11 protein-coding genes and 1 tRNA gene are annotated in these 11674 nt (G+C 56.1%); 3 read left to right on the top strand and 9 right to left on the bottom strand.

The window, feature by feature from the left end:
* Positions 1-753, top strand: a 753-nt coding sequence (locus SD626R_RS07560; RefSeq protein ID WP_394324697.1) for a helix-turn-helix transcriptional regulator, incomplete at its 5' end; no start/stop codon positions are given.
* A gap of 69 nt (positions 754-822) precedes the next feature.
* Here SD626R_RS07560 and SD626R_RS16385 read toward each other — a convergent pair.
* On the bottom strand, positions 823-954 hold the full coding sequence (locus SD626R_RS16385) for a rubrerythrin-like domain-containing protein (RefSeq protein WP_137782492.1): 132 nt from the start codon (positions 952-954) through the stop codon (positions 823-825).
* Positions 955-1171: 217 nt separating this feature from the next.
* Between SD626R_RS16385 and SD626R_RS07555 the strand changes: the two genes are divergently transcribed.
* Positions 1172-1375: a hypothetical protein gene (locus SD626R_RS07555; RefSeq protein WP_092565307.1), complete on the top strand. Its 204-nt coding sequence runs from the start codon at positions 1172-1174 to the stop codon at positions 1373-1375.
* Between the two features lie 253 nt (positions 1376-1628).
* Positions 1629-2636 (top strand): tyrosine-type recombinase/integrase, encoded by a 1008-nt coding sequence (locus tag SD626R_RS07550; RefSeq protein ID WP_092565305.1) that lies wholly within the window; start codon positions 1629-1631, stop codon positions 2634-2636.
* 1894 nt (positions 2637-4530) lie between these two features.
* Here the strand turns inward: SD626R_RS07550 and SD626R_RS07545 are convergent.
* The 8 genes from SD626R_RS07545 to SD626R_RS07515 form a co-directional block, all read right to left on the bottom strand.
* A complete protein-coding gene (locus SD626R_RS07545; RefSeq protein WP_241996625.1) occupies positions 4531-5223 on the bottom strand; it encodes a M48 family metallopeptidase in 693 nt (230 codons plus the stop codon).
* Between the two features lie 22 nt (positions 5224-5245).
* On the bottom strand, positions 5246-8206 hold the full coding sequence (locus SD626R_RS07540; protein WP_092565301.1) for a type I restriction endonuclease subunit R: 2961 nt from the start codon (positions 8204-8206) through the stop codon (positions 5246-5248).
* Positions 8199-8567, bottom strand: a complete 369-nt coding sequence (locus SD626R_RS17480) for a restriction endonuclease subunit S (RefSeq protein ID WP_394324698.1) — start codon at positions 8565-8567, stop codon at positions 8199-8201. Before SD626R_RS17480 ends, SD626R_RS07540 begins: the two co-directional genes overlap by 8 nt.
* Positions 8568-8605: 38 nt before the next feature.
* Positions 8606-8791, bottom strand: coding sequence for a hypothetical protein (locus SD626R_RS07530; protein WP_092565297.1), 186 nt, complete (start codon positions 8789-8791; stop codon positions 8606-8608).
* Between the two features lie 369 nt (positions 8792-9160).
* A complete protein-coding gene (locus SD626R_RS16375) occupies positions 9161-9814 on the bottom strand; it encodes a hypothetical protein (RefSeq protein ID WP_137782495.1) in 654 nt (217 codons plus the stop codon).
* Positions 9815-10309: 495 nt separating this feature from the next.
* Positions 10310-10382, bottom strand: a tRNA-Thr gene (locus tag SD626R_RS07525).
* A 630-nt stretch (positions 10383-11012) separates the two neighbouring features.
* A complete protein-coding gene (locus SD626R_RS07520) occupies positions 11013-11402 on the bottom strand; it encodes a peptide ABC transporter ATP-binding protein (protein WP_092565295.1) in 390 nt (129 codons plus the stop codon).
* Entirely contained in the window at positions 11389-11610 is a 222-nt protein-coding gene (locus SD626R_RS07515; protein WP_092565293.1) for a hypothetical protein, read from the bottom strand. Before SD626R_RS07515 ends, SD626R_RS07520 begins: the two co-directional genes overlap by 14 nt.
* Positions 11611-11674: the final 64 nt, after the last annotated feature.

Here is an 11674-nt window from a genome sequence, read left to right as displayed (position 1 = left end):
TTCGCGGCCGTCGAGGATGACCGAGTCCGCGTCGGGGACGCCGTCGACGCGCTGTTCCTCGACGAGACCACGTCGCTCATCGTCTCGTGGCCCGACGGTTACCGGCTCGGCGAGGCGTCCCCATCGCCGACGGAGACCCGCGAGGCCGCCGTCGTCTGGGAGGGACCGGTCGACTTTACCGAGGGCGAGCCGCGCGTGACGATCGAGCCGGCGGGGCTCGGCGCCGGCTTCCTCCCGCTCGTCGGCCTCGGGCTGCTCGTGGCGGTCGCCGTCGCCGTCGGGTATCGCCGCCGACCGTGGCGGGGGTCGGGTCCCGACGGAGCGTCGGCGGCGACGGCGGCCTCGGAGGCGGACGCGACCGCTGCGAGCGCGGCAGACGGCGACGCAGTCGCCGGTGGCGGCGCGGCCGGAGCGAGCGCGACCGCGGCGGCCGGCGACGGGTCGGAGCCCGAATCCGGCGAATCGGTCGACGACGCCAGCGTGCCACCGGTCGACGACGATCTGCTGAGCAACGAGGAACAGGTGCTCCGGCTCGTCGAGGCGAACGGCGGGCGGATGAAACAGAAGCGGGTCGCCGAGGAGCTCGACTGGACCGCCGCCAAGACGAGCCAGGTCGTGACGGGGCTCCGCGACGAGGGCGATCTCGACGGGTTCCGACTCGGCCGCGAGAACGTCCTCTCGCTGCCGGAGTACGACGCGACTGCGGAAGGCGACGACGAGGGGGTCGACGGCGGGGACCGCGACGACGAGTGACGGGAGCGGTGATCGCGAATCGGCCGGTTCCCTACGGAGGGGAGCCGACCCGCCACGCACCGGCTCGCGTCACAGGTCCCGCGATCGGCCGAGGTGCCTGAGTTCGCCGCCGCACTCGCACGTGCCGCCGGAGTCCGTCCGCGCCCCGCATTCGAAACACTCGTACAGTTCTTGTCCGTCGCTCTCGGATTTCGGTCGCATAATAGGACATATGACACCGAGTCACATAGGGTCGGCCCTATTATTCTTTATAGAATATAACACTCACTCCGCGGCCGGGTGGACGAACGATCGGATTCCGGACGGAACGGCCGGCACGGCGGCGGTGACGGTGGCATGGATGTGCCAAGCCGCCGGTCCCGGTGGAAGGAGGGCCGGAACCCGGTTCCTTTTTCACCGGAATCGACGTACGGGAGATATGGAAATCGGTTTCGATCTCGGGGCGAACGCGCCGACCGGCGTCTTCGTCCTCCACGCCGCGGTCGCCGCGTTCTTCCTGTACCTCGGCGCCGCGAACGCGGCCGCCGGCGAATCGCTCGGACTTGCGTTGAACGGTCTCATCGCCGCCATGCTCGTCGCCGCCGGCGTCGTGGTCGCGCGGATCACCGCACGGCGGAGCTGAGGAGCGTCGTGCGCAGCGGTCTCGGTCGGAGACAGAAGCGGGAAGCCGGAGGAGGAGATTGTGAGCCACGGTCGTTCCGTTTCGCTCCACTCTCCGATTCAAATCCTCTCGCGTCTCTTCGACTCCACTTCGTTTCGTCAGGAGAGCCGGAGGAGGGATTTGAACCCTCTACGCGCCGAGGCACGCTGTACCTCGTCGCTACCGCTGGTCCATACGCGGACGAGCCTCCAGCGGGAACGTGCGCGGAACACCCATGGAACTCAAACCGACACCGCCGCACGACGCCAAGCAACGATACCTCAAAAAGAAACAAGCCCACGTCTCCGACAAGACATACTACAACTACAACACGGCCCTCAAACGGCTGTTGGAGTTTCTGGACGAGCGGAACATAGACGACATGCGGGACGTAGACAGCGACGAACTCGTCCGGTTCGAATCATGGCGGCTCAACAGCGTCAAACCGATAACATGCCGCAATGACATGCGGACCGTCAGCAACTTCATCCAATTTTGTGAGTCCATACAGGCCGTCCCTGTCGGACTCCACGAACTCGTTATCCCCACCAAAGTCTCTGAAGACGACGAGATCTGTGACGACATACTCACGCGGCAAGAAGCGAGCGACATACTGGAATACCTGAACAAATACGAATACGCCAGCACCCGACACATCACCACCCTCATACTCTGGAAAACGGGTATGCGGATAGGCGGACTCCGGGCGCTGGACCTCGAAGACTTCGACACCGCCCGCCCCGCGCTGGAAATCCGACACCGACCCGAAACTCGCACCCCCCTGAAACAGAAAACAAAGGGCGAACGCGACGTACTCCTGAACTGGGAAACAGCCGACGTAATAGACGACTACGTCACCGACACCCGACCGGACGTGAAAGACGAAAACGGGCGATCGCCACTTCTCGCCTCTACTCACGGCCGAGTCGCCCGCACGACGATCCAGAAGAACATCTACACCGCTACCCGACCCTGTACCTACAACGGCGGGAAGTGCCCCTTCGGCAAGGACACCGAGACCTGTGACGCCCTTGCGTTCGACCAAGCCAACAAATGTCCCGGCTCGGTCAGCCCCCACGCCCTTCGTCGGGGATACGTCACGGCCGCACGAAACGCCGGCCAACCCAAAGACGTGACCGGAGACCGAGTCAACATGGGCGGCAAGGTTCTCGAAAAACACTACGACAAAGGCTCATACGATGAAAAAGCCGAACGTCGAAAAGACCACTTACGGGATATATGAGGTGAGAAATACCCGGGCAAGGCACCTCTAAAGCCCAGAAGACCCCTTCCGAATTATTAGTTAGTTGATATGTTTAAGACCTTCGAGCCCGTAGGTGTACCATCTCACTCCGAAAGGATCTGTACGCCCCCAGCGATACGTGGATTAGCCAAATTGACACTCTACTCACCCAACTGTCCCCCCACCGTTTCGGAGAGTGGGAAGTGTACGAGCGGGCATATGTTGACCGCCCGTTCAGTTCATCTATCGCCTCCGAAAGTGAATATCGCCAAGTCAGAAAGAACGAGTATCCCTCTAAATCGCTACACCTCGCATACCTCCCCGAACAGATCGAGCCCACACAGTGGATCGCTCTAACAAACGGAATACAGGTAACCTACGATCAGTGGTACGACGACAAACATGATGTAGACCCAAATGGCTACACTCAACCCCCTGATGATGTGTCAGCAACTATATCCTCACAAAAGGCACAAAAATACACCATACGAGGGACTTTCGTTGACCCGATAGTAACTGGTTCTGTCAGAACCGCAACCGGTCACATCGAGAACGCAGTAGACAGTGTCCAATCGGCTACCAAATTCAACGCTGAAATCGAACGACTCTCTACCTATCCAGCCGGCGGACATGGTCTCAATTCGCCGAACGATTCAACAGATTACACCGGCCAACATTCCCCAGTAATCAACGTAGACGGAGTTGGATCTACCTCCGTAGAAAGATTAGCACGCACATTCGGAACGTATTATAACGTAACCGAGGCCGATGATCGGAGTATTAGCAACTGCCTTTCCGAATGGCACCGGGTAGACTCTGTAGATCTAATCGAACAAATAAATGAATCGGTCAACCGCTACGAACAATTTCGGGGTCAGGAGGATTGGGACAGAGTCGATCTGGCACCGGACACGTGGATCGACTATCCAAAAGAACAGCCGAAATAAGAGAACTACCGTACACGGATCATTTCTCAATACACACTTTGTGTCTGTGTCTTGTGGATATAACCACAGAGCATACTCTAAAGGGCAGTTCTCTCGTATCGCAATAAGTGGAATATAAAGTTCTAACCACCAAACGTTATCAAAACCAAATCAGGGAAAGAGCAGACTATCCAAAATAAGATCTCCACCTCTACAACACCAATAGTCAGATTAGTAAAACTACACCCTCTCTAAGACTCTCTGTGAGGCCCGTGGTTGAATCTTTTTTAAACACGACAGAACCATTCGGACCCCTATAGAATTGAACTGGGATGATCCTCGTGCGTCTGACAGGTACAGGAGAAAGAGTTAGACAATACAATCACAGAAACATCAAAAATATCGATGTTTCTCCCGGCTGGGGCAACCACCCACTATGAGGAGCGAGGAGAGAAAGGGAGGGGGAGACTTACAGAGGGGGTGGGATAGAGTGGAGTGCGGAGATACCTATTGGGTCCGCTGTTCCTATTTGGAATCCTGATCTGGCAAGAAGGGGAACGTACAGACAGCAACAGCACAGCAACAGCCCCGCTGTTCCTATCAGGACTATCCTGTCTCGGCAAGAAGGCCCCCGTTACGACTAAGCAACGTACCGCAACAGTCCCGCTGTCCCCATAGGAGTGTCCGGATCCAGCCAGAAGGATTTGTCTCTACCCCTATACAGGCCGGTACACCCGAATGGGGCCAGCCGTCGTACCCTGACCAATAGCGGACTCCGCCTAAGATCCTATGGAACCGTCAACCGACCCAAAGAGGCCAGATCGAGCAATAGACAAATTGACGAATACTACGAAATAACTCACAGAACGTGAAAAGTACCGAATTAGAGGCGGTGAGGATACCCTTAGAGTCCCGAGGATTCGCGGGCTTCTCGCCGCAAAAGTTCTGAAACAGCAGTTTTGGTGCTTTCAGAGGTCCTCATCCGAGAAGACGAGCCGAGGGCTATTCTCGCTTAACCAGTGAGCGTGCTTCTCGTACTCCGGATCATGTTCCGCGACGAGGCACCAGAATTCGTCAGTATGGTTCTGTTCCCGAAGGTGTGCCAGTTCGTGAACCATGATATAATCAACAACCTCGGGAGGGGCCATCATTAGTCGCCAATTCAGTCCGAGCGTCCCGGTCGTTGAACAACTTCCCCACTTTGTCCGCTGGTTCCGGATCTCGATCTCGTCGTACTCTACACCCATCTCGTCCGCAAACCGAGAAGACCGCTTCTCGAACCGCTCCCGGGCTTTCCTCCGATACAGCATCTCCAACGCCCGCTGGACCGAAGTCTGTTCGATATGGTGCTTCGCCAGTCGAAATTCGTTCTCGGCGATCTGCGAGGAAGAACGACGCTCGACAACGATCTCATACTGGTCTCCAAGGTACGGAAATCGCTCACCCGGCTCGAACTTCCGTTCCGGTACACGCTCGCGGTACTGGTCGTACTTCGCCTTCTTTTCGAGAATCCATGCGGCGTTCTCTTTGAGAAGCGTGTCGGGATTCGTAGTCGAATCTTCTGGAAGGATGACCCGGACTCCGTGAATGTCTACATCTATCCGTGGTTGCGTTGCCTCGTCGCTCTCGCGTACCTCATAGGCGACCTTTTCGCTTCCCAATGGTATCTTCCGAGGTGCCGATTCAGACATAGTTGTTTATGAGGTAATCTCGGATCGCGTCCATGAATGGATCATCAATCAAGTCGGGCCGATCGTACTCAAGCGCGACCACTTCGAGGATCAACTCCTCTATGTCTTGTTCAGTAGACTTGTTCGTTTGCCATCCGGGGTAATCCCGATCAACATGGTCCTCAAACCTATCTACGATCGAGTCTGCCAGTTCAGTCGCCTTCTCGCCATCCTCAAATCCGTCATCAAGTTCCTCGGTCAAGTGAGTGTGAATGGCAAATTTGGCACGTTCAGCGGCCTCTTCACCAGCCGCTTGCTCAACCTCAAGGACTTCATCCTCAACTGATTTGAGTGCCTCTACAGCCTCCGGATCGGCCACCTCTCCGCCTTGCCATCGCTCAACGATCTCTGTCACCCGTTCGCTCAAACGTTGATAGCGAGGATTCTGACCAGTTCTCGGGTGAAGATGGTCTTGTGTTGCGTGGGCGATTTGGGAGGCTTTCACGCCGGGATTATCTAAGCCCTCTACGTCTTCCAGATATTCTTCTCCAAGTTTATACGTCGGAAAGTCGTCGCGGATCTCATCCACATCTACATTCTCATTGATTATCTCTCGCGTCTTCTCCCGCATGTCGTCTTCCGGGGCCTCTTTTCCGGATGTAGTACGCTCAAAGGCCACCTGAATACGGCTCAACCACTTGTATTGTTCTTGAATCCCTTCCTCAATGAGTCGACCATCGGGCGCAACAGACTCATAGAGGTTCTGGAGCCGGCGAAAGCCCTGTTTGAAATCGCGACGTTGTGGATGTTTACTAATCCGCGATATTGCCTCGTTGGTAGCCTCCTGCGAGTCGTCTTTCGGAATACCGTCAAAGATACTCATGACCGCTTCCAGTTCGTCAACGAGATCTTCGAACAACTCGCTCTTGTCACGAGCCGCATACGCCTTCGTCTCCGAGTCGTAGTCAAGCGCCTCGTCAATGTTCTCGAAGACTCCTTGGAAGTCCACGATCTCTCCGTTTTCCTTCCCTGAAGCGGGCCGGTTCGTCCGGGCAATCGCTTGCATGAGGTTGTGGTCTTTGAGGTTCCGATCCAGATACATTGTCTTCAGGATCGGCGCGTCAAATCCCGTCAAGAGCATATTGTGGACCACAAGAAGACTCGGCTCTTCATCTGCCTCTTTGAACCGCTTGACGATACTGTCTCGCTCCTCATTGTCGGTGTGGAACTGCTGGATCAGGTCCGGGTCATCCTTAGTCGCTGTATAGAGAACTTCGACAGCGTCCTCCCCGAGAGAACCAATCAGACGCTCCCCATACATAGCCGCTGACCGACGGCTCGGAGTGACAACCATACCCTTCCATCCATTCGGAGCCACCTTCTCGCCGTAATGCTCCTCTATTTCCTGAACCGCCCGATCAACACGAGGTTCTAACTCGGCCATAGTCCGGCTGGTCACGTTTTTATTGATGAACTCTCGCTTCTCCTCGGCCGTCATTCCCCGGAACTCGTGTTCAAACTCCTCGTCAATGGCGTCCTCGGAGACTTCCCACTCCATCTCATGACGGAGGGTGAAGTAGACCGGGAGAATGAGGCCGTCATCGATCCCCTGTTTGACAGAGTAGCGGTGGAGGTAGTCTTCCCCCTCGGGACTGAACTCGCGGAACGTATTCTTGTCCTTCTCGCGTTCCCCTTCTCGCACAGGAGTTCCGGTAAATCCAAAGTGGGTACAATCAGGGAGTGCGGCGTCAAGACGACTTCCGAGATCGGCCTCCATGAATCGGTGGGCCTCGTCAGACATGACTACAACTTCGTCGTTCCCCTGAACATTCGGCTCAACGTCTTGGAATTTCTGGATGGTTGTGAGAACGAGTTGGCTACCCCCTTCCTCAATCAATTCCTGGAGATGGTCAATTGACTCGGCTTCCGTCCATTGAGCCAGCGAGAGATTCGCGAGTTGATCCCGCATCTGACTATTGAGTTTGTCCGTATCAACGATGATGAAGACCTGCGGGTTGCGGGCGACCTCGCTCCGAGAGAGAAGATTCTCGGCCGCGTACAGCATCGTGAACGACTTCCCCGAGCCTTGAGTGTGCCAGATTAGCCCTCGGTCATGAACGCCTTCTTGGACTCTGTCGAGGATTCTGTTGACCGCATAGAACTGCATATGACGGGGAATGATCTTGGCGTCACCACCGGGACGCTTCTCAAAGAAGACGAAGTTCTTCAGTACGTCTAACAGGGTGTCAGGGTTACAGAGGGCTATGACCGCCTGTTTCATCGAATTATCTTCTACAGCATATCTCTCGGGGGCGTCGTCCCATGGTTCGTAGAACTCACCTGATGCCCCGACAGAGCCGTATCGGAGTTCCATCGTGTCGGCGGCGATGTTGAATAGTCCCGGCATGAACATCCGGGGAACATCGTCCTCATACTGTTGGAGATCGCTAATAGCGTCGTAGTAGTCGTTGTCTTGTGCGACACTCTTCAGTTCCATCGTAACGAGTGGGATCCCGTTGATGAACAGAGTCACATCCGGGCGGATCGTGGTTCCTCGGGAGACGGAGAACTGATTGACGGCATGAAATCGGTTGTCATCCAAATCGTCGAAGTCGATCAGATCAACGTAGACTGTTTCACCGCTGTTCTCGCCATTTTGGATAGTGAAAGACTTTCCTTTGGTGAGTAGTTCGTGGAAATTCTGATTTCCTTCCAGTAGGTTCTCGTAATCAAGTTCGCGACGGAGTGAGTTGAGGAATCGATCGGCGTTGTCTTCGGTGATTTCGTCGTTGATTTCGATTATTTGCTCTTTCAGGAGGTTCCAGTAGATGACCTCGTTACTCCGGCGGTCGTACTTTCCGTCGAGAACATTCGCGCCACGACTTCCGTCTTGTCCGTGTGTTTCCCAACCGACGGCGTCAAGCCACGAAAGGAGGGACCGTTCAACGCCGCCTTCGTTGGGGACGCTAACCATGTTGGGTGATTTCGTCGGGAACCTCTATGTTAGTGTCGGTTGTTCTGACTGTTCCAGAGAGAAGATCCTGTTGAAGACCTTGTTTGAGTCGCCGGAGCCGGTTGGTGTAGTCCTCGGTAAATCTAAGCCGATCTTGGACCAACTTCAGTGTGTTAGCAATCTGCTCTTGTTCCTCGATCGGTGGAACGGCTATAGGTAGATTTTCCAGATCACCACTACTAACCGAGTCAAACCTACGTCCTGTTCCTCCAGATCGTACTCTCTCATTATACTGGTCACGGCTACTGACTTCGCGCTTCAGGTATTCAAAAGGGTATGGACTAACAGATTGTGTGATTACAGTCTTTCGTATCCTCGGCATCCCATTCATCTTCGGACCGCCACAAAAGCCACACGGAGTCACGCTTGGGAGTTCTCGCTCAACGTCTTCGGGTAGTCGCCGTCCAGCACGCCGTCTCGGGCCCATGCCTCGGACTCGTACAACCCGATTTTCGGACTTTCCGTCGCCCACTCATACGTTTCGGTGGCTTCGGGGTCGCCGAAGCGGGCAAGAAGGCTTGCCTCCAGTTCCTCGCTCGTCTCCATCTCGTCACCCGCTTCCCGCAGTTCTCGGAGTCGTTCGATGTGTTCTACGTCCTGTTCTCGGACCGTATATTGTCGCCAAATGCTTGTCATTTTTGTTGACTCTGGATTCAAACCGGCACGGATCGGTACCCCGGATACGAACGGAGTCGAGTGGTGCGAGAAGTGCTCGGTCCTAAACAGCCTGTTTCAACCCGGTACTCCCGGTGCTGGGTTGGATAGGTGTCTGTTAGACTTGCGCCTTCTTGCTGAAACAGGTAGATTGAACAGGGTTCTCCCTCGTCCTGTTCTATCTGGGGACTACTCTTTGCCCTCAACATAGAGAATGGTTAAGGGTATATATACCCCCCTCCCCCCTCACACGATTCTTGATTATGACTTTATATGCTGTTCCGGGTCGTCGAAATCTGGCTCTATATCCAGTCCTCTTCGGTCCATATTCTGTGAATCGAAGGTAGGTAGTTTGCCAAAAGAATCCGCCAGCCGAACATAATGTCGGACTTTTCCATAGATACTGATGATAAGTCTGGCATCAACATTAAATAATTCAGACAAGGTTTCCGCAACTGTTTCTCCACTATCAGACTTCCACTGTGGCTCGAAACGGCGCTTGTCGTTATCATCGTACTCAATAATATAAGCCACAACGGCCACCGCTGTGGCATCCTTTCGAGTCCCATCAATTCGATCCTTATGATGTACGTAAAAATAGACCTCCTTGGCCCGCTCTGACTGAACAGATGTTGTCCCTATTTGATCAGATACATTATGTATCAGGTCAACGTTGTCGCGGTAAGTCCAATACGCTCCATTAGTATATTTACCATTCCGAACTCCCTGATTTAATTGTTCGAGGTACGTCCACCATACAGATTTCTTTTGAAATCGGAAACCCGAGGAGGCATCCCACCAGTCACCAGAGTCCCAATTTTCGTTAATAGACTGTTCATCTGGATCGAACCATGTCGAGTTGTTAGTATCCGGCTCTTCGAGACCTTTGTAAGCGTGTGTCGTTGTGGAACTCATAGTACATAGGGAGAAATCTGAAGTAGACACTACGGGTTAGTAGTACACAACTCTCCCCGCTATCGCTCTCAAGGAGTGTATTAAGTGTATCCCCCAGATCCGTCTGTGGTTACGACGCCCAGAAGCCCTCTTTCGGAGAATCGTAGCCAGACTATTGGGTATCGTCTCTCGCGCGCGGGAAAATACTCAAAAATTTGTGAGCCGGGTTACGCTGTTCCGCGGCCCGCGATCGGGACTCGTGTCAAAACCCAACCCCTTCTCCGCGCGGAGGGGATTGGGTGTAGGCCGCGCGCGCTTCTCGCCGTGTACGAACTCCTTTTTGGAAATCGCAAGACGCAGCCGCCCCGTATCGCTCACCTATTCAAATGTATCCGGCAAGGGGAGACCTACAAACCTATACAAATGTCTCTCTCAAGTGTGGTCCTAAGGCGAATATTGATACGTGAGCCTCTCTAAGGAGTGATAACGTTCCTAAGGGAGGCGTAGCCGACCTTAAGCCGGAGGAGGGATTTGAACCCTCGACCTATTCCTTACGAAGGAATCGCTCTGCCAGCTGAGCTACTCCGGCGCGCGTCTAACAATTTCCGAACGGCAAAATAAGGGTTCCGAAACGGTGACGGCGCCGGGACTCAACGCGCACCCGTGCGCCGAAATCCCTGACCACACACAGACGAGCCGCCAGATACCGTTCGTTTCGCTTTTACCATCAAATCAGTCGGATACGTATGTTTCACCGATTATAATCACAAGTGTATAAGGAAAAAGCATAAATACACGTTCGAACTTCAATTCGGATGTGGTCGCACCGATCGCGTGCCGAGACGGCGGGGATCGACTCCCTCGACGGTGCGTGCCCGGTCGAAGCCCGTGCCGGGCGTCTGTAGTCTCGTCGGTCGCACCCCCCACGGCGACCCGACGTGGCGGTCACCACCATCAGCGATCCACCGCGGCCGTCGTCTGACCCACGTCTCCGACGTGCCAAGCGCGAAATCGCCTCTGGCCTCGACGGTCCGACGACCGCGGCCTCTTGTCATGTGACGGGCCGTGCCGTCCCAGCCCGCGCGGTCACGGGTGGGACGGCGGTCACGCTGTCGCTACGTACACCCCGTTCCGTCGGCGGGAGAGCCGATCGACGAGCCGAAGAGAACCGATCAGCGAGCGGGAGCGCTCGTCAGGAGGGGATCCTCCGATGCGTTCGTCAGGCGAAGAGCCGTCGCGGCGCCCTCACGACCGCCGAGAGGCCGTTCGCTCCGGCCGCCAGGGCGCCGGCGATCCGAATCTCTGCGGGCGCGACGCCGAGCTCGCGGGACAGGAGGCCGGGTCGGGCGTCGCCGCCGATGACGGCGACCGTCCGACCGCGGACGCGGACCTCGGCGGTGAGCGCCGTCGCGGTCAGCAGCGCCGCCGGGCCCTCGGCGTCGCCGTCGTTCGGCAGGCGTCGCGCGACGCGGACCGCGTCGCGGACGGTCGCCACCTCGACGAACAGGCGGTCGCCAGTCGACCGGACGTCGAGGTCGACGCCGTCGACGCTGAGCGTCAGGTCCTCCGTGACGACCGAGAGCGGCGCCGTCGCGTCAGTCCCGCTCACGGGTCGTGACCCGAACGGTGCCGTCGAGCCGCCAGTTGGCGTGCTCGACGTCGTCGCCGGTGCCGCTCGGGACGTCGACGCTCAGCTCCTCGAACTCGTAGACGATCTCCGCGTTGCGCCCGGTCAGCCTGTCGTAGAGGCCGATCGCGAGGTCGGGCCACGTCGTCGTCTCGTCGATGCGCTCCTCCGGGTCTACGGTGTCGCTCATAGGCGATAGGAAACACGTGCCACAGTAACATAAAATTGTGACACTGCCGAAACTACCGGCGCAG

Origin of the sequence: Halorubrum sp. SD626R, assembly GCF_001261915.1 — an archaeon.
Classification (GTDB): domain Archaea; phylum Halobacteriota; class Halobacteria; order Halobacteriales; family Haloferacaceae; genus Halorubrum.
This window is presented reverse-complemented; position numbering and strand designations above follow the sequence as displayed.